The organism is Chelativorans xinjiangensis (genome assembly GCF_009812055.1).
GTDB classification, from domain to species: Bacteria; Pseudomonadota; Alphaproteobacteria; order Rhizobiales; family Rhizobiaceae; genus Chelativorans; species Chelativorans xinjiangense.
The window spans coordinates 62,996-82,075 of record NZ_WQNH01000013.1 but is presented as its reverse complement, the minus strand read 5'-3'; the positions used below and the strand labels follow the sequence as shown (position 1 = coordinate 82,075).

At 63.2% G+C, this 19,080-nt stretch carries 17 protein-coding genes and 1 pseudogene; 10 read left to right on the top strand and 8 right to left on the bottom strand.

Annotated features, from left to right (window positions below; all coding sequences use genetic code 11):
• Window positions 1-32: 32 nt before the first annotated feature.
• The 5 genes from GM910_RS11590 (at window position 33) to GM910_RS11570 (ending at window position 4,815) form a co-directional block, all read left to right on the top strand.
• Window positions 33-1,028 (top strand): TRAP transporter substrate-binding protein, encoded by a 996-nt coding sequence (locus GM910_RS11590; protein ID WP_159587703.1) that lies wholly within the window; start codon window positions 33-35, stop codon window positions 1,026-1,028.
• 75 nt (window positions 1,029-1,103) lie between these two features.
• The gene (locus GM910_RS11585; protein WP_159587702.1) at window positions 1,104-1,619 is read left to right on the top strand and encodes a TRAP transporter small permease subunit; all 516 of its coding nucleotides are present in this window, start codon (window positions 1,104-1,106) and stop codon (window positions 1,617-1,619) included.
• 5 nt (window positions 1,620-1,624) lie between these two features.
• Window positions 1,625-2,929 carry a TRAP transporter large permease gene (locus tag GM910_RS11580; RefSeq protein ID WP_159587701.1) on the top strand — a complete coding sequence of 435 codons (1,305 nt, stop codon included), beginning with the start codon at window positions 1,625-1,627 and terminating at the stop codon, window positions 2,927-2,929.
• Window positions 2,930-2,948: 19 nt separating this feature from the next.
• Entirely contained in the window at window positions 2,949-3,941 is a 993-nt protein-coding gene (locus GM910_RS11575; protein WP_159587700.1) for a threonine ammonia-lyase, read from the top strand.
• A gap of 130 nt (window positions 3,942-4,071) precedes the next feature.
• The gene (locus GM910_RS11570; protein WP_159587699.1) at window positions 4,072-4,815 is read left to right on the top strand and encodes a GntR family transcriptional regulator; all 744 of its coding nucleotides are present in this window, start codon (window positions 4,072-4,074) and stop codon (window positions 4,813-4,815) included.
• 2 nt (window positions 4,816-4,817) lie between these two features.
• On the opposite strand, the gene GM910_RS11565 is transcribed toward GM910_RS11570, so the two are convergent.
• Window positions 4,818-5,702, bottom strand: a complete 885-nt coding sequence (locus tag GM910_RS11565; RefSeq protein WP_159587698.1) for a LysR substrate-binding domain-containing protein — start codon at window positions 5,700-5,702, stop codon at window positions 4,818-4,820.
• Window positions 5,703-5,916: 214 nt separating this feature from the next.
• Between GM910_RS11565 and GM910_RS11560 the strand changes: the two genes are divergently transcribed.
• Genes GM910_RS11560 through GM910_RS11540 form a run of 5 tightly spaced genes read left to right on the top strand, consistent with a single transcriptional unit; the run spans window position 5,917 to window position 11,618 of the window.
• On the top strand, window positions 5,917-7,062 hold the full coding sequence (locus GM910_RS11560; protein ID WP_246226014.1) for an FAD-dependent oxidoreductase: 1,146 nt from the start codon (window positions 5,917-5,919) through the stop codon (window positions 7,060-7,062).
• 11 nt (window positions 7,063-7,073) lie between these two features.
• On the top strand, window positions 7,074-7,343 hold the full coding sequence (locus GM910_RS11555) for a sarcosine oxidase subunit delta (RefSeq protein WP_159587696.1): 270 nt from the start codon (window positions 7,074-7,076) through the stop codon (window positions 7,341-7,343).
• Entirely contained in the window at window positions 7,340-10,225 is a 2,886-nt protein-coding gene (locus tag GM910_RS27620) for a 2Fe-2S iron-sulfur cluster-binding protein (RefSeq protein WP_159587695.1), read from the top strand. The genes GM910_RS11555 and GM910_RS27620 overlap by 4 nt, the downstream gene beginning before the upstream one ends.
• Complete coding sequence (locus GM910_RS11545) at window positions 10,226-10,828, top strand: aminomethyltransferase family protein (protein WP_159587694.1); 603 nt, start codon at window positions 10,226-10,228, stop codon at window positions 10,826-10,828.
• A gap of 19 nt (window positions 10,829-10,847) precedes the next feature.
• Window positions 10,848-11,618 carry an aspartate dehydrogenase domain-containing protein gene (locus tag GM910_RS11540; protein ID WP_159587693.1) on the top strand — a complete coding sequence of 257 codons (771 nt, stop codon included), beginning with the start codon at window positions 10,848-10,850 and terminating at the stop codon, window positions 11,616-11,618.
• Between the two features lie 53 nt (window positions 11,619-11,671).
• Here GM910_RS11540 and GM910_RS11535 read toward each other — a convergent pair whose 3' ends face one another.
• The 7 genes and pseudogenes from GM910_RS11535 to purU form a co-directional block, all read right to left on the bottom strand.
• On the bottom strand, window positions 11,672-12,436 hold the full coding sequence (locus GM910_RS11535) for an SDR family NAD(P)-dependent oxidoreductase (protein WP_159587692.1): 765 nt from the start codon (window positions 12,434-12,436) through the stop codon (window positions 11,672-11,674).
• A 53-nt stretch (window positions 12,437-12,489) separates the two neighbouring features.
• On the bottom strand, window positions 12,490-13,920 hold the full coding sequence (locus GM910_RS11530; protein WP_159587691.1) for an FAD-binding oxidoreductase: 1,431 nt from the start codon (window positions 13,918-13,920) through the stop codon (window positions 12,490-12,492).
• Window positions 13,913-14,824: a dihydrodipicolinate synthase family protein gene (locus GM910_RS11525; RefSeq protein ID WP_159587690.1), complete on the bottom strand. Its 912-nt coding sequence runs from the start codon at window positions 14,822-14,824 to the stop codon at window positions 13,913-13,915. The genes GM910_RS11530 and GM910_RS11525 overlap by 8 nt, the downstream gene beginning before the upstream one ends.
• Window positions 14,825-14,837: 13 nt before the next feature.
• Window positions 14,838-16,142 carry a TRAP transporter large permease gene (locus GM910_RS11520; RefSeq protein ID WP_159587689.1) on the bottom strand — a complete coding sequence of 435 codons (1,305 nt, stop codon included), beginning with the start codon at window positions 16,140-16,142 and terminating at the stop codon, window positions 14,838-14,840.
• Window positions 16,139-16,657 (bottom strand): TRAP transporter small permease, encoded by a 519-nt coding sequence (locus GM910_RS11515; protein WP_159587688.1) that lies wholly within the window; start codon window positions 16,655-16,657, stop codon window positions 16,139-16,141. Before GM910_RS11515 ends, GM910_RS11520 begins: the two co-directional genes overlap by 4 nt.
• Before the next feature lie 73 nt (window positions 16,658-16,730).
• Window positions 16,731-17,780 (bottom strand): TRAP transporter substrate-binding protein, encoded by a 1,050-nt coding sequence (locus GM910_RS11510; protein WP_159587687.1) that lies wholly within the window; start codon window positions 17,778-17,780, stop codon window positions 16,731-16,733.
• A 231-nt stretch (window positions 17,781-18,011) separates the two neighbouring features.
• Window positions 18,012-18,895 (bottom strand): annotated as a pseudogene (gene purU, locus GM910_RS11505) (formyltetrahydrofolate deformylase).
• Window positions 18,896-19,080 lie beyond the last annotated feature (185 nt).

The following is a 19,080-nucleotide window of genomic DNA, read 5'->3' as shown; positions in this document are numbered from 1 at the left end:
GCAACCGAAGCAATGAAATGGGAGTTTGAATTATGACCATTCAGGCAAAGGCAATCGCATTCGCGGCGGGATTCGTCGCGATCGCAACCTCGGCCGTGGCCCAGGAAGTCCGCTGGGACATGGCTACCGAGTATGGCGAGAAAACCATGCTCGGTCAGACGCAAAAAGCCTTCTCGGAGAAGGTCGAGGAACTGAGCGGTGGCGAGATCAGCATCACCAACCATTTCGGCGGTTCCATCGGCTACGGTTCGCTGGAACAGTTCGACGCGGTGGGCGACGGTCTTCTGCCCATCGCCAGCACCTCGGTCGGACAGGTGGCTGGGATCGAGCCCATCTTCCTGCTGCCGTCGCTGCCCTTCCTTGCGGCCGACACCGATGCCTCTCATATCCTCTGGGAGGTGGCGCGCCCGGCCTACGAGGCCGCTTTTGAGCGCAACAACCAGGTGCTGCTATTTGGTGTGCCCTTCACGCCTGCGGGGATCTGGGCCAAAAAGTCCGTCACCTCGCTTGAAGATATTGACAACCTCACCGTGCGCGCCTGGGATGCGTCGGGTACCCGGACGCTCAAGGAGGCCGGCGCTAATGCAGTGCAGCTTGGCTGGAGCGACGTGGTACCTCAGCTGGCCTCCGGCGGTATCGAGGCGGTGCTGACCTCGGCCGATGGTGGCGCCAGTGCCAATTTCTGGGAGTTTCTCGACGATTTCACAGCCATCAACTACTCGCAGTCGGTAAACATGATCCATGTGAACCGCGACGAGTGGGAGGCCCTGACCGATGAGCAACGCGGCTGGATCCTAGCGGCTGCCGAATATGCCGAAACCACCGGCTGGGAACAGCTTCGTACCCGTATAGACGAGCTCTACACCGAGATGGAGGGTCACGGCATGACCATCACCAAGGAGATCTCGCCGGAATTTGCCGCGGAGCTTCGCGAGGCTGGCGAAGTCGTCTATGCCGACTGGCTTAAAACGGTCGGTGCTGAAGGACAAGAGGTGCTCGACGCATACGCCAAAGCCACTGCGGAGTGAACTGGCGCCCCCGGGCGACATCCACGGTGTGCCGCTCGGGAGCTTTGGTGCCCTTCCCGATAACAGGAGGCGTCGATGTTCCAATGGATTGAAATCATGACCGAGCGGCTTGCGGCGTTCGGGAGACTGATTGCGCAGGTGTTGATCGTCTACATGATGCTGCACATCATGCTCGAGATCATGCTGCGCGTCTTTTTCAGGACGTCGACCTACTCGATGAACGAATTCGTCGGCTACGCGCTGGCGGGGATGGTGTTCTTCGGGCTTGCTGAAACCTTCTACCAACGACGACACGTCCGCGTGAGCCTGCTGATCGTCACACTGCCGCCCCTGGGCCAGAGGATCCTGGACCTGTTTTGCCTCGTGGCGACGGGTCTCGTCATGTCGGGTCTCACATATGTCGTCTGGATCACGTTTCAACGTGACCTCGAGCGTGGCTCCGTCAGCCCCTCGATGATGGCGGTGCCGACCTGGATAATCGACCTGGTGATCCTTACCGGGCTTGTCCTGTTTCTGTTGCAGCTCGTCGTGACCACCATCCGAACCGCGATCTCGGGCATGAAACCCGACGCTGCGCCGGTCGAAGGGTAAAGCGTATGGATCCGATCCTCGTTGCCGTCATCACCCTGGGGCTGATCGTCCTGTTTCTGGGCGCAGGCGTCTGGGTCTTTGCCGGGCTTCTGCTGGTCAGTTGCAGCTCGCTTTACTTCCTGCTCGATATGGATCCGATGCGTATCGGGCGGATCATGGCCACGCTTGTCATACGCAGCGCCACATCGGCCGAGGTCGCGGCCATCCCTCTGTTCGTCTGGATGGGCGAACTCCTGCTGCGCACCGATGTCTCGCGCCGCATGTTCGAGGGGCTTTCGCCCATCGTGCATCACCTGCCAGGGCGGCTCTTTCACACCAATGTCCTCGGCTCGGCGCTCTTCGCCGCGATCTGCGGGTCGAGCGCCGCCACCACGGCGACCGTAGGCAAGATTACCGCGCATGAGCTGGACCGCCGCGGATACAACCGCTCACTCAACTACGGCTCACTAGCCGGGGCGGGCAGCTTCGGTCTTCTGATCCCGCCATCGGTCGTGCTGATCGTCTATGGCGTGCTGGCCGAGGTCTCTATCTCACGCCTGTTCCTCGCTGGTGTGGTCCCGGGATTGCTCATCGCCGGTATGTTTTCAGCTTATATCGGGCTGCGCTGCATCGTTGACAAAAGTCTCGCGCCTTCTGACGGCGTACCCTCAGCGACAAGCGACATCCTGCGCGGAGTCCAGCTGCTGCTACCGGTTCTGGCGCTCGTGCTGATGGTGCTGGGCTCAATCTACAGCGGGCTTGCCACGCCATCCGAAGCGGGCGCTGTCGGTGTTGGGGCGACTCTGCTGCTGACCCTTGTGACGCGACAGCTCAGCTGGAAGGTGATCCGCGACAGCCTGAGCGCCGCCGTCCACACAAGCTGCATGATCGTGGCAATCCTGATCACCGCGTCCTTCCTGTCGACCGCGATGGCCTATTTGCATGTGCCGCAGCAGGTGGCCAGTTACATCGCGCATCTGGAGCTGTCGCCCTACGAGCTAATCGCGGTTCTGGCGGTGTTCTTCATCGTGCTGGGCATGTTCCTCGAGGGTATCTCCATCACAGTGATGTCGCTGCCGATTACCCTGCCGCTGATCACCGCTGCGGGCTTCGATCCGATCTGGTTCGGCATCTTCCTCGTCGTCATGACCGAGCTTGCCCAGATCACCCCGCCAGTGGGCTTCAACCTGTTCATCCTGCAGAATCTAACCACCGTCTCGATCCTGCGGGTGGCGGTCTATGCGGCACCGTTTTTCATGCTCATGTGTCTTGCCGCCGCAATCCTGACCATCTGGCCCGACATCGTGTTGTGGCTACCCTCCTTCCTGTGAACCCTCGCGAGAGCAGCCAATGATCGACCTTTCGGATATCGAAGCCGCAAGCGGACGGCTGCGCGGCCACGCGGTCCTGACGCCGCTTCTGGAGCTGCCTGTCCTCAACGAGATGGCCGGCGGAAGGGTATTGCTCAAGGCCGAGCCGTTGCAGCGCACCGGGTCGTTCAAGTTCCGGGGTGCCTTCAACCGCATCGCCATGATGAGCGATGGGGAGCGTGCGCGCGGGGTCGTCGCTTATTCGGCGGGGAACCATGCGCAAGGCGTGGCCGCCGCAGCCGCGGCGTTCAGCATCACCGCGACTATCGTGATGCCCTCGGATGCGCCCGCCATCAAGATGCGCAACACGCAACGGCTGGGTGCGCGGGTCGTCACCTATGACCGCGTCGAAGACGATCGGGAGAAGATCGCCGCTGACATCCAGGCAAAGACCGGCGCGGTGCTGGTTCCGCCCTATGACGACGAAGGCGTCATGGCCGGGCAAGGGACGGTGGGGCTCGAGATCGTCGAGCAATGCGCTGGCTTCGGTGTGGTGCCGGATGTGCTGACGTGCCCGGCGGGCGGCGGCGGCCTGCTGGCCGGGATAGCCACGGCGATGACCTTACTGTCGCCTTCCACCGCGCTTTACGCGGCCGAGCCCGAGGGCTTCGACGACCTGCGCCGATCGCTCCATGCGGGCGAGCGGGTGGAGAACCTCAAGGGCGCGGTGTCCATCTGCGACGCTATTCTCACGGCAACTCCCGGCAAGCTGACTTTCCCGATCCTGAAGGCGCATCTTGCGGGTGGACTGGTGGTGAGCGACGCGCAGGTGATCTCTGCGGTGAACTCGCTCTTCGACGAGGCGAAGCTCGTGGTCGAACCGGGCGCGGCAGTGGGTCTCGCGGCACTGTTATCGGGAGGACTGCAACTGCAGGGGCGCTGCGCTGTGGTGGTGCTGAGCGGCGGCAACATGGACCGAACCGTCTTTGCCGAGCGCTTCGCTCGCGCGGAGGCGTATCCCGAACCGGCCTGATGCGCACCTTTCGGGCAGGGTCACTTCGACGCCAGGGCGCGTTTCCGACCGCAGCCGGGTGCCTCTTGAGTTCTCCCCACAGGCTCTTTAGCGTGACAGGAGCACGGAAGTGAAAGAGCGCAGATTCGGCATGGTCGACAAGCGGGTACGTGACGGAAGCAAGGTTTATGAGAGGATCCGTGAGGGCATCCTGCGGCTCGAATTGCGTCCCGGCTCGATCATCGACGAGGCGACGCTCTGCAAGGCGATGGAGGTGTCGCGGACGCCCGTGCGCGAGGCGATCATCCAGCTCATTGCCGACGACCTAGTGATCCGCGATGGACGCAGCGTGCGGGTGGCCCCGCTTGATTTCGACGAGATCCCGCGGCTGGGCGAGGCACTGCTGGTCTCGAGCCGGATGATCCACCGGCTCGCGGCATGCAACTGCACCGCCGCCGAATTCATGAAAATCGAAAAGGCGATGAAGGCTTTCGAAAACGGTATCGAGTTGGGAGACGGCATGGCACGCTCCGAACTCAACCTCTCGTTTCATCTCGCGATCTCCGAGGCCGCGCACAATCGATATTTCCAGCGCTTCTACGAACACGCGCTGATCGGCAATTTCCGCCTTGCCCGGGCGGCCTTTTCGCAGCACGAGGGGCGCATCCCCGGCAAGCCGCTGGACAAGGACACCGAGGCACATCTTCAGGAAACCTGCCGCCAGCACCGAGAAATGGTAGAGGCGATCCGCAACGGCGATCAGGACCGTTCCGAGGCCCTGGCAATCGAGCATGAAGCGCTGTCGCGCGGGCGACTTCAAAGGTTGCTCTTCTCTGCCCCGACCAAGCGGGCGTCCGAGGTGCCGAAGCTGACCGCAGGGACCGACGCTGGCTGAGATCAGCCTGCGGTAAAACTCTGTGTCAGCCAGGCGTGGAACTTGCGCGCCGATGGCGTTACCGGACGTTGCGGATTGAAGGCGGCTACATGGACCAGGGAGGTCTCGGCCCCTTGTCCCGCCGGAGCCGACAGGCGGCCCGCAGCGATCACCGGGTCGGCATGGGTCGAGAACGCCACGGTCAACCCGCCGGATCCGGCGATGACCTCGAGCGCTGTTGTGGTGTTGTCGACCTTGACCGGCGCGCGCTGTGGCGCCAGCTTCACCGCCATCGCCTTGGCCCAGCGTTCCCAGAGTTGGTGTTTGCCCTGGATATAGACCAGCCGTCGCCCGTTTACCCAGTCTGACAGGCTTTCACCGGGAGCGGGCAGGGTTTCGTGCGGAGGGGCGACCAGCACCATGCGCTCGCGGCCCAGATGCGTCATGTCGGGCGTGAGCTGCACCCGGTCCACAATGGAGATGCTCAGATCTGCGAGGTCAACGTTTGGATCGGTCCAGATCGTGCTGTTCAGCCGCACCTCGATCTCGGGGTGACGAGCCTGGAAATCACTCAGATTGCGGGCCAGCCAGATCGATGCGAAGGAAACCGGCGCGGACACGGTCACCGTGCGCTGCGCCCGAGCCCCTACCAGCCCTTGCGTCGCCGCTTCGAGCACGTCCAGTGCTTCGGCTACGCCGGGGCGGTAGGCCTGACCTACTTCACTCAGTTCGAGTCCGTTGCGGCGCCGGTGAAACAGCGGCCGTCCGAGATGCTGCTCGAGCGCACGAACCCGCTGACTAATCGCCGATTGGGTGCAGTTCAGCTCTTCGGCGGCGCGGCTGAATCTGAGGTGCCGGGCGGCGGCCTCGAAGGCCTGAAGATAGGTCAGGTGAGGCAAAGTTCGCATAACATTCCTCGATCTCTTTTTGAGGTCATTACGAAAACGATGTCTGGGGGTAAAGTTCCATTTCTTGCGGGTAGGCGCCAGTCCCGGTGAGTTTGCGGTAAGCGAACGAGGTCTGCGAATGCCACTTGAACTATTGAAATACGGGCTGCGGCGAGAGCATCGATCGTTCCGGGACATCCCGCCTACGCCGGATCTGCGCCGGTCCTACGATGTCGTGATCATCGGCGGCGGGGGACATGGGCTCGCGGCGGCCTATTACCTGTCGAACTATCACGGCATTCACAACGTCGCGGTGCTGGACAAAGGCTATCTCGCGGGAGGCAACACCGCACGGAACACCACTACGGTGCGGTCGAATTACCTGACCCCGCCGTCCATCGCCTTCTACAAGGAAGGCGTGCAGCTTTTCGAGGAAATGTCCCAGGAACTGGGCTTCAACATCATGTTTTCGCAGCGCGGGCAGCTCACCCTTGCGCATTCCGACGGTGCGATGCGCAGCTTCCGGCTGCGCACCGAGATGGGCAAGCACATGGGCACCCGAATCGAGGTCGTCGATGCGAAGACAGTGCGCGAGATATGTCCGCATGTGAACCTGGACGAGGGTGGTGCACATGAGGTGCTTGGCGGGCTCTGGCACGAGGACGGCGGCACGGCGCGCCATGACGCGGTGGCCTGGGGCTATGCCAAGCGCGCGGCCGAGAAAGGCGTCGAGATCCATCAGCGCACCGAGGTGACGGGCATGACGGTCCGTGGCGCCCGTGTGACCGAGGTGCATACGAACCGCGGCACCATCATCGCGGGGCAGGTGCTCCAAGCAGCAGGCGGTCTTAACGGACGCATCGGTGAGATGGCAGGCATTCCGCTGCCCATCCGCTGTTTCCCGTTGCAGGCTATGGTGACCCAGCCGCTGAAGCCGTTTCTCGACATCCTGCTGTCGTCATCGAACCTGCATACCTACCTCGTGCAATCCTCGCGCGGGGAGGTGGTGATCGGGGGCGGCACCGACCCTTATCAGCTTGCCTCGACCCGGTCGAGCCTGCCGCAGAAGGAGGCGTTGGCCACTGGGGCACTGCAACTCATCCCTTGCCTGCACAACGTCAAGATCATGCGCCAATGGGCAGGGATCACCGATATCACGCCGGATTTCAGCCCGATCATGGGCGCGACGCCGCTTGACAACTACTGGCTTGACGCGGGCTGGGGCACCTGGGGCTTCAAGGCGACAGCGGTCGCCGGCAAGCGCATGGCCGAAACCATCGCCAAGGGCTGCGTTCCCGAGATCCTGCGGCCCTTCACGCTGGAGCGCTTCGAGCGCTTCGAGTTGTTGAACGAAATGGGCGCGACGGCGGCCGGACACTGAGGAGCGAAGTCATGAAAGTGATGACCTGTCCGGTGAACGGGCCCCGAAACATCGCGGAATTCCAATGGCTCGGTCCGGTCCGCGACGATGAGGCGCCCGAAGGGCGCGCGCTGGTGGAGCATCTGTTCTTTGCGCCAAACCCGATGGGCGTGCTGCGCGAATGGTGGCGGCATACGCCGTCCAACACGGTGTTCATCGCCGAACGCCATCTGAATACGGACGAGATCCTCCGCACCTACCTCAAGGGCGCAGGGACCGCAAACGCATCGGGTGCTGAATGACTGAGAGACTTGGCAGCGGCTGGGGAAGCCGCATCGACCGGAGCCACCGCATCAGCTTCACATTCGAGGGGCGCCGGATTGAAGCGCATCCCGGCGATACCATCGCCAGTGCGCTTGCGGCAAAAGGCGAATGGATTTTGTCGCGGTCCTTCAAGTATCACCGCCCGCGGGGCATCCTGACCATGGCCGGGCAGGACGCGAACACGCTGGTCCAGATCGGCGACGAACCGAACGTGCGAGCGGATATCCGTGCCGTGTCGGACGGCATGGCGGTCATGCCGGTCAATCTGCATGGCACGCTCCTGCGCGACCGGGGCCGCGTCATCGACCATCTGGGCCGCTTTCTGCCCGTGGGCTTTTACTATCGAACGTTTTTTTCGCCAGGCAAAGGCGCGTGGCTGAAATTCTGGGAACCGATCATCCGGAACGCGGCGGGGCTTGGCACGGTCAGCCTCGCGCCCGCACCACAGCGATATGTGAAGGAGACGCGCCATTGTGATGTGATGGTCGTGGGTGCTGGACCGGCGGGCCTTTCGGCGGCGTTGGCGGCGGCACGCGCGGGCGCGCAAGTGATGTTAATCGAGCGCGAGCCGGAGCTGGGCGGCGCGCTGACTTATGCGCGCTTTGCCGAGGATCATGCCGAGGCTGAAGGCATCCTTGCGGACCTGCGTGCGCAGATTGACGCCGAGCCGGGTATCGAGGTGCTTTGTGACGCGGTCTGCAACGGCCGGTTCGATGACAATTGGATGCCGGTCGTCCGGGGCGACCGGTTTATCCGTGTCCGTGCCGCCGAGCTTGTGCTCGCCACTGGCGCGCACGAGCAGCCCGTGGTGTTCCGCAACAATGACCTGCCCGGCGTCATGGTGTCCTCCGCCGTGCAGCGGCTTATGCGACACTACGGTGTGCGTCCCGGAGAGCGGGCGGTGGTCTATGCCGGACACCGTGACGGTTATCTCGCCGCCTTCGACCTGCAGGACGCAGGCGTCGAGGTTGCCGCCATCATCGATCCCGAAACGGAGGACCGTGACGGTTTCGATTTGGATCTGGCGCGGCGTGGCCTGACCGTACTTCGCGGGGCCTCCATCATGGAGGCCAGGGGTACAAGGCGCGGACTGCACCTGAAGGCGGTCGATATCCGCCTGAGTTCCGGCCGCTTGCGGACCGAGGCGTGCGACCTGCTGGTTGTTGCGGGGGGCTATACTCCCGGCTATCAGCTTGCGCTGCAGGCCGGGGCGCGCCTGTCGTCTGATGCCAGTGGCACCACATTCGCCATCACCGGGCTGCCCGCACATGTTCATATTGCCGGGGCCGCCGATGGGCTTTCGAACCTGATCCGCGTGCTGCGCAGCGGCGAAATCGCCGGGCAGCGGGCCGCCGCCGGGCTGGGGCTGACCGGGCTGCCCGCCGAGACCATCGCCCCCGAAAAAGGCTGGCGCCGCGCTCCGCAGGTGAGCTACCACCCCAAGGGCTGCGATTTCGTGGATTTTGACGAGGACCTGCAGGCCAAGGACATCAAGAATGCGGTGGCCGACGGCTACAGCGAACTGGAACTGGTCAAGCGCTATTCCACGGTGGGCATGGGTCCTTCGCAAGGGCGACACTCGGCGCTGGCCACGGCGCGGATCGTCGCCGGGCAGACCGGCCGGACCCTGGCCGATGTGGGCATCACCACCTCGCGCCCGCCCTTTGGACCGGAAAAGCTGGGTTTGCTGGCCGACACCACACCCCAACGGTACCGCTACACAGCCCTACAGGGTGAACACCTTGCCGCGGGCGCGCAGATGCAGCCTGTGGGTACATGGTGGCGGCCCTTTCTCTATCGCCGCGACGAGAGCTTCCGCGACGGCGTCACCCGCGAGATTCGCATGGTGCGCGAGGCGGCCGGGATCCTTGACGTCTCGACCCTGGGCAAGCTGGAATTGCGCGGGCCGTCGGCGGCGGCGTTCCTCGACCGCTTCTACACCATGGCCCACGCGAAACAGCCCGTGGGACGGGTGCGCTATTGTCTGTCGCTGACCGAGTTGGGCTCGGTCATGGATGATGGCGTGGCCTTCCGCATGGCCGACGACCATTTCTATGTGACCTCGACCACCGGCGCAGTGGATCGGGTCTTTGCCGAGATGATGCTGCAAAAGACCATCTGGGGAATGGATCTGGACATCCAGAACGTCACCTCGGCCTTTGCCGCCATCAATCTCACTGGGCCGAATGCCCGCGAGGTGCTGGAACGGTTGAGCAGCGATATCGATTTTTCGCGCGAGGGCTTCGCTTTCCTCCATGGGCATGTGGGCACGCTTGCTGGCCTGCCCGTGCGGATAATGCGGATCGGCTTCACCGGCGAACTCAGTTACGAGCTGCACCTGCCGCAGTCGCGCGCCGTTGCGCTTTGGCGGGCGCTGCTGGAGGCAGGCGAAGAGCTGGGTCTGCGGCCCTATGGGCTCGAGGCCTCGCGTATCCTGCGGCTCGAAAAGGGGCACATCATCATCGGGCAGGACACCGACGCCCTGACCACGCCGGACGAGCTTGGCATGGGTTGGGCGTTGTCAAAGAAGAAGCCTTTCTACATCGGCAAGCCCGCCCTCGAGATGCGGCACGACCTCGGTGACAAGAGGCGGTTCTGCGGCTTCACATTGCCGGACGATCTGGCGAGGGATGTCGGCGAATCCGCCCTTGTTCTGCGCGACGGCCATCCGGTGGGGCAGGTGACCTCGTTCGGACATTCGCCCTCGCTCGGCCGCTGGATCGGCCTGGCCTATGCCGCGCCGGAAGACGCGGTACCGGGCGCCACGCTGCGCATCCGGTCCTTCACCGGTCGCGAGGTCGAAGCGCTGGTGGTCCCGCTTCCCTTCTACGACCCGAACAACACACGCCAGGAGCTTTGAATGACCGCTCAGCTTGCCAGTCACCGCCACTGGCCGCTCAATCGGCTGCCCTTGTTGACAGGCGCCCCGGAGCTGGGCGCCGACATAGTGACCGACATGTCGCCCCTACCGCGCTTCGGACTACGCGGCTCGGGTACGGCCGCATGGCTGAAGGCGCAGGGTGTCCCGCTGCCCGACATGGTGAACCAAGTTGCTGAGGGCGATGGCCTGCTCATCGCGCGACTGGGCCGAGATGAGGCGCTGATGCTGCCTGCAAGCCCGAGCGACGGCGCAGCCTTGAAGGCCCTGCGCGACGCATGGGAGGCGGCTGAAGGAGTGAAGGGCTACGATGCCTATCGCGACGAGGGCTGGTGCTGGCTGCGTCTGACCGGCCCAGGTACGCGAGACGCGCTGAGATTGCTCACTGCGGTGGACACGCGCGAACGTGCCTTTCCGGTAGGAGGCGTGCTACAGACGCGTGCGATGCATCTCGATGCTGTGCTCCTGCGCGGGAGCGATGATACGCAGGTGGATATGTTCTTCGACGTGGCTTCGTCGGATTATGTGGCGGCGTTCCTCGCTGACGTGCTGCCCGGCCACCGCCTTGTCCGCGCCGCGGAATAACGATGAGGGGATGACATTGATGACAGGCATCACAAGGGTCGGCGTGATCGGTGCTGGCGCCATCGGGCAGGCGATCCTCGAAGAGTTGCGCTCCAGACCGGATGTCGAGATCGCCTTCGTGCTGGTGCGCAACGCCGGCAAGCGCGGCGATCAAGGGTTGGCCGCCGGAATCCTGATCAGCGACGCGGAAGAGGCGTTGCGGCGTCCGGTCGACCTGGTGATCGAAGCTGCCATGCCCGAGATCGTGGCGCGGCTGGCCCCGGTGACGCTGGCTGGCGCGGATTTCTGCGCCTTCAGCAGCACCGCACTTGCGGATCGCGCGACCGAAGACGCCGTTCTGGAGGCCGCGCATGCGAGCGGGAGACGGTTCTACGTGCCGCATGGGGCCGTGCTCGGGCTCGACGGGATCGGGGACGGGTGCGGACTTATCGAAAGCGTGACGATCACCACGATCAAGAGCGGCAAGAGCCTGGGGGTCGATCCGGATGCCGAAGGGGTTCTCTACGAGGGGTCCGCGCGCGGGGCCTGCCATCGTTTTCCCCGCAACGTGAACGTGCATGCGGCGGTGTCGCTGGCGGGTCTCGGCTTCGATCAAACCGTGAGCCGGATCGTGGCGGTGCCGGGGCAGGCCGAGATGATGCACCAAATCGAAGTGACTGGCCCTGGGCTGAACTGGGATCTACGGATTTCGTCGCGATCGCTGGGCGGGGTGACGGGAGCCTACACGCCTCGCTCGGCCGTGGGGTCGGTCCGGCGCATCCTCGGAGGCGAGGGGATCAGCGTGATCTGAATCCGCCTCCTTGCCGAACATTGGGCTGCCGGCCCCGGGCGCCGCCGGACGGGTTACTCCTCGCGCAGGATCACCCCCGAGGCCATGAAACCGCCGTCCACGTTCAGGATGTGCCCGTTGATATAGGCCGCCTCGTCGCTGGCAAGGAACTGGATGGCCGAGGCGACTTCCTCCGGTTTCGCATAGCGCTTCGCAGGGATCTGGTCCTCCCATATGGCGCGGTCTTTGGGGCTATGCACCTGAAGGACCATGGGCGTATCCACCGGTACCGGCGCCACCGCGTTGGCGGTGATGCCCTTGTCTCCCAACTCGTTGGCGAGCAGGCGGGTCAGCATATCGACGCCGCCCTTGGTGCAGGAATAGGCTCCGCGCCCGGTGTTGGCGATCTGGCCGTTGACCGAGCTCACGGTGATGATGCGGCCTTTGCCCTTGGCCTTCATCTGGCGCCCGGCGATCTGGCAGCAGTGGAAGGTGCCGGTGAGGTTCACGTCGAGAATCTTCGTCCAGGTCTCGGGGTCGAAATCGAGGATCCGGCCGGTCTTTACGATGGCGGCGGAAGTCACGAGGATATCTGTCCCGCCGGCCTCGGCGATCTTCGCGAAGGCGGCGTCAAGTGCCGCACGATCGGTCACGTCCACCTGTATGGGGGTCACGTCCCCCAGCGATGACAAGCGCCCGACAGCGGCATCGAGCGCCTCCCGCGACCAGTCCATGATGTAAACCTTGGCGCCGGTGCGGGCAAAGCCTGCCGCGGCCGCCTCGCCGATACCGCCGGCGCCGCCGGTGATGACCGCGATCTTGCCCGTAAAGTCGTACATGTTTTCTCTCTTCGTTTCAGGACGGGGCCGCGCCGAAGCGCGGCCTCCGACATTCAGCCAAGCAGCACGCCCGGCGACATGATACCCTTCGGGTCGATCGCCTGCTTGATCGCGCGCATCAGCGCGATCTCGGCCGGGGGCTGGCGCAGCACCATTTCCTCGACGAGCTTGCGCCCGATGCCATGCTCGGCACTGAACGACCCGCCCAGATCGGCGACGATGTCGTGGATGCGTTCGAACATGCGGTGCGTGAGTTCCTCTAGGTCGTTGATCTTCGGCAGATCCTCCTTGAGGATCATGACGATGAGATGAGAGTTGCCGTCACCCAGGTGGCAGACCGTCAGCGGTATCGCGAAGGGGACCATATCGAGTGCGGCCGGGATGGCGCGCTCGATAAACTCGGGCACCGACTTCACCCGCAGCGCGGGATCGAAGACGATGCCGTGGCCCGCCTTCTTGTTGGCTTCCGAGAAGGAGTGCCGCCATTTCCACAGATCCTCGCTTTCGCGCAGATTCTGGCAGACAACGGCATCGGCGATCGTCCCGTCCTCGAAAAGCTCGGCCAGGCATTCCTGCAGGCCCTCGCGCAGCGCTTCCTCTCCGCCGGTGTCGCCCAGTTCGATTAGCACCATCCAGTCGGGTACGTCAGGCGTCGGAAAGCGTAGGCCCGGCACGTGTTTCAATGTCAGCGAAACTTCGGTTCCGGAGACGAGTTCGCAGGCCATCAGCCGCGTGTCGAAACGATCGCGAACGGCGCGGAAGACCTCGGTCGCCTGCGCCGGAGAGGAGATGGCAACCAGCGCGTCGGCCCTTGCGGCCATCTTCGTGTGCAGCTTAAGGGCCGCGGCCGTGACGATGCCGAGCGTTCCCTCGCCGCCGATGAAGAGATGCTTCCAGTCGAACCCGCGGTTGTCCTTTCGCAGCCCGTTGAGCCGCGAGATTACCGAGCCATCCGGAAGCACGACCTCTAGCCCGGCCACGAGGTCGCGCATCGGCCCGTAGCGCACGGCGGACACGCCGCCCGAATTGGTCGACAGCAGCCCGCCGATCTGGGCTGTGCCTTCCGATCCCAGGTGCATCGGGAAAATACGGTCGTGTTTTTCGGCGATCTCGTGCAGATTGGCCAGCACAAGACCGGCCTCGACGACCGCCAGGTTGCTGACCGAGTCGATCTCGCGCACGGCGTTGAGACGCCGGGTCGACAGGAGGATGTCTCCTCCGGCCTTGCTGGGCACCGATCCGCCGCACAAGCTGGTGTTGCCCCCTTGGACGTAGAGCGGAAGGGCGTGCCGGGAACAGTAGGACACGACCTTCGACACCTCCTCGGTGCTCGCAGGCATCACGACGCACTCCGCCGTGCCCGTGGACCGGGCGCGCCAGTCCGTCAGGTAACCCGCCATGTCATCGCCGGTCAGGATTCCCTTGGGTCCGACAATCTCCCGCAGAGCGCTGACCGTCCTGTCCGACGCAAGTGTCTTAGGCATACTCTTTGACGCCCCAATCGACGTTGAACTTTTCGACCAGCGCCGTCACCGCGCTGACCGTGGCCTTGCTCGGCGGTTGCAGCGGCAGACGACCCTCGCCGCAGTCGATGCCGATGAGCTTCATGCCGACCTTCAGTGGCACCGGGTTCGGTTCCATGAAGGCGATGTCGATCATCGGTCGGGCCAGTTCCATATGCTTGACCAGCCCCGCGATTTGTCCGGTTTTGCCCAACTGGAGCGCGTGGTTCCAAAAGCGCGGGAAGAGGTTCGCCGCCGCAAGCACCGCGCCGCGAGCGCCCAGCGACGCTTGATAGGTCATGAGCCCTTCCTGGCCGCCCAGCAGGCAGAAATTTTCGTTCGTGAGTTCCGCAAGATGCGCGCAGCGGGTCAGATCGGTGTCCGAGAACTTCATGCCGATGATCACGCCTTCCTCGGCGAGCTTGGCCATATGATCGATGCCGATCTTGACGCCGGTGCGACCGGGGATCTCGTAGAAGACGATGGGCATGTCGATCTCGTCGCGGAAGCGGCGAACGTAGTCGGCCATGCCTTGGTCGTGGCCGGTGGCGTAGAAGGGCAGGATCAGCATGACCGCATCGGCACCGACGGCTTTTGCGTCCTTCGCCACGAGCATATTGTCCGCATAACCCGGTGACAACAGCCCGGCGATGACCGGGCCGCGGCCCTTGGCGGCTTCGACCGAGACCTCGACCACGCGTCGGCGCTCTTCATTCGACAGCATGGTGTATTCGCCGGTGCCGCCGATGGGCAGGATTCCCTTGGCGCCACCCGCGAAGACATGGTCGACGATGCGAGGGATCATGCCGTAGTTGACTTCGCCCGATGCCGTGAAGGGTGTGATGGTAGCAGGCAGCATACCCGCAATGTCTTGTGCGGTGGTCATCGGATGCGTTTCCTCAGTTGATGAAGCCGAAAAGGCGGGGAAGGGTGAGAGAGATCGCTGGCACGTAGGTGACCAGCATCAGCACGATGAGCGATGCGGCGAGCATCGGCAGACTTGCCTTTATGATGCGCCCTAGCGGTACGCCGCTGACGGCGGATCCCAGATAAAGCGCCATGCCGTAGGGCGGTGTCAGCAGGCCGATCATGATGTTCATCGTCATGATTACGCCGAAGTGGACCGGGTTGACGCCGAGAGCGGCGAGGATGGGGGTGAAAAGCGGCGCAAAGAGCAACATCTGCACCGAGTCTGAGATCCACAGCCCGTTGATCAACAAGAAGAGATTGATCGCCAATAAAATGACCCAGGGGGCGACGTCCTGCCCGACGATGAAGCTTTCAAGAACGTCGGGAAGGCGTTCGTTGGCCATGATCCAGCTGATGATCGTGGCGAAGCCGACAATAAGGTAGATCGAGGCTGTCACCCGCGCCGAGCGGTCGAGGATAGCCCAGAGTTCCTTGAGCGACAGGTTGCGGTAGGCGAAGACGCCAACCAGCAGCGCGTAGGCGACGGCGACCGCCGCGGCCTCGGTTGCGGTAAAGACGCCGGAGACGATGCCGCCGATGATGATTACCGGCATGAAAAGCGACCAGAATGCATCCACTATGATGCGGAACGCCCTCGCAGCAGTCAGATCCCGGATGGGATTGGCCGGGAAGTTTCTGACACGCGCCATGATGAAGACCACGACCATCAGCCCCAGACCCAGCAGGATGCCGGGCATCGCTCCTGCGAGGAATAGGGCCGCTACGGAGGTATTGGTGAGGCTTGAGAACATGATGAGCGGGATCGAGGGCGGGATTATCGGCCCCTGGATCGCCGAGCTGACGGTCAGCGCGGCCGAGAAGTCGCGGTCGTAGCCGTCCTTCTTCATCATCTCGATCTCGACGGGCCCCAGTGCCGCGATGTCGGCCATGGCCGATCCCGAGACGCCGCCGAAGAGCATCGATCCGACCACGTTCACATAGGCAAGTCCGCCGCGCAGCCGCCCGACCAGCAGACGCGAGAAGCCCAGCAGCCGTTCGGTCATGTTGGTGGCCGACATGATCTCGCCGGCGATGACGAAGAGCGGGATCGATAGCCAGATGAAAACGTCCATTCCGGTGAAGAACTTGTGCACGACGACCGAAAGCATCGAGCTCATGTTCGGCTCGACGAAGAAATACGAGATGGCGGCGACGCCGATGGCGAAGATGACAGGGCTCCCGAGCAGTAGGAGCAAGAGCAGGATACCGATGATGACGAGGAGAGAGAGGCTCATTCGGCGGTCTCCTGGAGTTCGACGATATGGGGGGTGACCTCGGCTCCAGTGAGGAATTCCCGAATGGTCACGGCGACGAGCTGAAACACGACCAGGGCGCAGCCAACGGGGATCGAGAGATAGGGCCAGAACCAGGAAATCTGTAGCGCGGCGGTGGTGCGGCGCCATGCGAAATCGGCCTGTAGCCAGCCGTGATAGGCCATCAGCGAGAACATCGCGATCATAACGACGCGAAACAACGCGTTGCGCCAGACCAGCAGCTTCTTGGGCCAGAGTTTGTCGAGGAAGTCGACGCGAACGAGCTCGTTGTACCGGACAAGTTGCGACGCGGTCAGCATCACGATCCAGATCATCAGATAGCGAGAGGCTTCTTCGGGCCAGGGCAGCGAGTAATTGAAGCCGAAGCGCAGGGTCACCTGAGCAACCAAAAACAGGACAACGGCGATCAGCAGGATACGCGCAGCGGTTGACGCGAACCACCCGGCGATGTCTGCGAATTTCAGGATCAGGGTCATGTGTGCGATCCTCTGCTGGGGCCGTCCTGCCCCGACGGGCGAGGCAGGACAGCGGTTGCTACAACAGTGGGGATCAGTTGGACGCGTTCTTGGCACGGACTTCTGCGATGGCGGAATCGAGCTTATCGAACCATTCCTGGTCGACCGTTTCCGCCAGAAGCTCACGCACCGGGTCGCGCGTCGCGTCGACAAACTGCTCGAATTCCTCCGGCGTGGGCTGGTATATCTCGACACCGGCATCGGCGATCTTCTTGAGATCCTGCGATTCTTTTGCCTTCACGATCCCGAGGAAGGCGAGCTTTGCCTCGCGTACGGCAGAGTTCAGCACTGCTTTGTCTGCGTCGGAGAGGCTTTGGTAGAAGTCTTCGTTCGCCACGATCAGCGCCACGTTCAGCAGGTGCTTATCGAGGGTGTAATACTTCTGGACCTCCTGCAGGTTGGCAAGCAGCAGCACATAGGGCGCGTTTTCCTGACCGTCGGCGACGCCGGTCTGAAGCGCGTTGTAAAGCTCTGCCCAGGCAATGGGAGTGGCCGAGGCGCCAAGGGATTCCACGATCTTCAGGTGGATCGGGATCGGCTGCACGCGGATCTTCTGGCCGACCATGTCGGCAGGCGAATGGATCGGCGCCTTGGAGCTGGAGAAGTTGCGGAAGGCCGAGGGCAGGTAGGCCAGGATGCGGACACCCGATTCCTTGGCAGCGGCATCGGCCAGTTCCTGTCCGAAGGGGCCGTCAAGCACGGCGCGCGCCTCGTCGGTGCTGTTGAAGGTATAGGGCATGTCGAGAATCTGGATTGACGGGAAGAAGCTCGCGAGCTGACCGCTGGCGATGCTGGTAGCCATCTGGATCACCCCGCGCGCGGTTTGCTCGGTAATCGATTCGGTGTCGCCTAGCTGCTTGTTGGGGAAGACCTGAAGCGTGTAGCGTCCGTTCGTGCCGGTCTCGAGTTCGGAACCCAGAACCTGCGTCAGCGCCCAATAGGGATTTTCCAGCAGGTTGCCCTCGCCCTCGGCATGGGCCAGCTTTACGGTCTCCTGCGCCTGGGCGACGAACGGGTTAAGCGCCAAGGCGGTCGTCATGGCGACAGCGCAGAGACCGTGGCGTGTCTTCTTGAAGATGTTCATGTGCACTCTCCTCTGGTTCGACGTTTGCACCGGGTTGGCCCGGCAAACCTGGGTCGGCGTTTCGCCTTGTCTTGTTCTTGCTCCGGCCGGGCCTGCCCGCCCGGAGATCATGGTCTTCCACATTTGTATCCAATTCGGATACGTAATTTTGGTCAAGGAGTTTTTTGCGATCGCCCGGTCGCCTGCTCGTGTTTTCCCGAAACAGCGCGATTTGCAGGCGTTACTGCCGCCTTAACCCATGCGTTCAGACGCATAGCTTCCCGGGCTCGCCGGAAAGACCACAGTCTTGGTTCCGTTCAGAAAAACGCGTCTGTGGATATGCGCATGAACCGCCCGGGCAAGCACCTGACACTCCACATCCCGGCCGAGGCTGACGTAGTCATCGGTGCTCTGGGCATGGTCACACGCACGGTGTCCTGTTCGGTGATCGGCCCTTCATCCAGGTCGGCCGTGACGTAATGCGAGGTTGCCCCGATCAGCTTCACCCCCCGTTCGAAGGCCTGCTTGTAGGGGTTCGCGCCCTTGAAAGAGGGCAAGAAGGAATGGTGGATGTTGATGATCCGCCCCGACATCTTCCGGCACATCTCGTCCGACAGGACCTGCATGTAGCGCGCCAGCACGATGAGCTCCGCGCGGGTTTCCTCGACCAACTGCATGATCTGCGCTTCGGCCTGCGGTTTGTTCTCCTTCGAGACCCGGATGCAGTGGAAGGGGATGTCGTGGTTCACCACGACTTTCTGGTAATCCATGTGGTTCGAGATGACGGCGACGATCTCGATGGGGAGCGCGCCGATGCGCCAGCGGTAGAGAAGGTCGTTCAGGCAGTGCCCGAAACGGCTGACCATGACGATCACCTTCATCTTTTCGGACGAGTCGTGGAACGCGTAGTCCATCCCGAACGGCTTCGCGACCTCGTCAAAGCCTTTGCGAAGATCGTCCATGCTCGCGCCGGTCTCGCTGCAGAAACCGATGCGCATGAAGAAATTGCCGGTCTCCAAGTCGTCGAATTGGGCGCTGTCGGTGATGTTGCAGCCCTGTTCGGAAAGGTATCCGGCGATAGCGGCGACGATGCCCCGGCTCGAGCGGCAGCGGACGGTGAGATATTGATCGGACATGGCCACGGCTCAGGAAGCACCTGCTGAAAAATGGGGAGATCCGTCAGACAGGGGTGCTCTGGCGGCGCACGGGCGCGCGGTTGCCCGCGGCCCGCGCCTTTGTCGAGGCCTGCGCCGCGGCGGTCGGTGACGACTGACCGGGCGGGGTCAGTCCGCCGGAGGCAGCCGCACGCCGACAGCGTGCT

Excerpts from the sequence above, each read along its gene's own strand:
- GM910_RS11590 (WP_159587703.1), top strand. The coding sequence starts at position 33 with ATGACCATTCAGGCAAAGGCAATCGCATTCGCGGCGGGATTCGTCGCG.
- GM910_RS11585 (WP_159587702.1), top strand. The coding sequence starts at position 1,104 with ATGTTCCAATGGATTGAAATCATGACCGAGCGGCTTGCGGCGTTCGGG.
- GM910_RS11580 (WP_159587701.1), top strand. The coding sequence starts at position 1,625 with ATGGATCCGATCCTCGTTGCCGTCATCACCCTGGGGCTGATCGTCCTG.
- GM910_RS11575 (WP_159587700.1), top strand. The coding sequence starts at position 2,949 with ATGATCGACCTTTCGGATATCGAAGCCGCAAGCGGACGGCTGCGCGGC.
- GM910_RS11570 (WP_159587699.1), top strand. The coding sequence starts at position 4,072 with ATGGTCGACAAGCGGGTACGTGACGGAAGCAAGGTTTATGAGAGGATC.
- GM910_RS11565 (WP_159587698.1), bottom strand. The coding sequence starts at position 5,702 with ATGCGAACTTTGCCTCACCTGACCTATCTTCAGGCCTTCGAGGCCGCC.
- GM910_RS11555 (WP_159587696.1), top strand. The coding sequence starts at position 7,074 with ATGAAAGTGATGACCTGTCCGGTGAACGGGCCCCGAAACATCGCGGAA.
- GM910_RS27620 (WP_159587695.1), top strand. The coding sequence starts at position 7,340 with ATGACTGAGAGACTTGGCAGCGGCTGGGGAAGCCGCATCGACCGGAGC.
- GM910_RS11545 (WP_159587694.1), top strand. The coding sequence starts at position 10,226 with ATGACCGCTCAGCTTGCCAGTCACCGCCACTGGCCGCTCAATCGGCTG.
- GM910_RS11540 (WP_159587693.1), top strand. The coding sequence starts at position 10,848 with ATGACAGGCATCACAAGGGTCGGCGTGATCGGTGCTGGCGCCATCGGG.
- GM910_RS11535 (WP_159587692.1), bottom strand. The coding sequence starts at position 12,436 with ATGTACGACTTTACGGGCAAGATCGCGGTCATCACCGGCGGCGCCGGC.
- GM910_RS11530 (WP_159587691.1), bottom strand. The coding sequence starts at position 13,920 with ATGCCTAAGACACTTGCGTCGGACAGGACGGTCAGCGCTCTGCGGGAG.
- GM910_RS11525 (WP_159587690.1), bottom strand. The coding sequence starts at position 14,824 with ATGACCACCGCACAAGACATTGCGGGTATGCTGCCTGCTACCATCACA.
- GM910_RS11520 (WP_159587689.1), bottom strand. The coding sequence starts at position 16,142 with ATGAGCCTCTCTCTCCTCGTCATCATCGGTATCCTGCTCTTGCTCCTA.
- GM910_RS11515 (WP_159587688.1), bottom strand. The coding sequence starts at position 16,657 with ATGACCCTGATCCTGAAATTCGCAGACATCGCCGGGTGGTTCGCGTCA.
- GM910_RS11510 (WP_159587687.1), bottom strand. The coding sequence starts at position 17,780 with ATGAACATCTTCAAGAAGACACGCCACGGTCTCTGCGCTGTCGCCATG.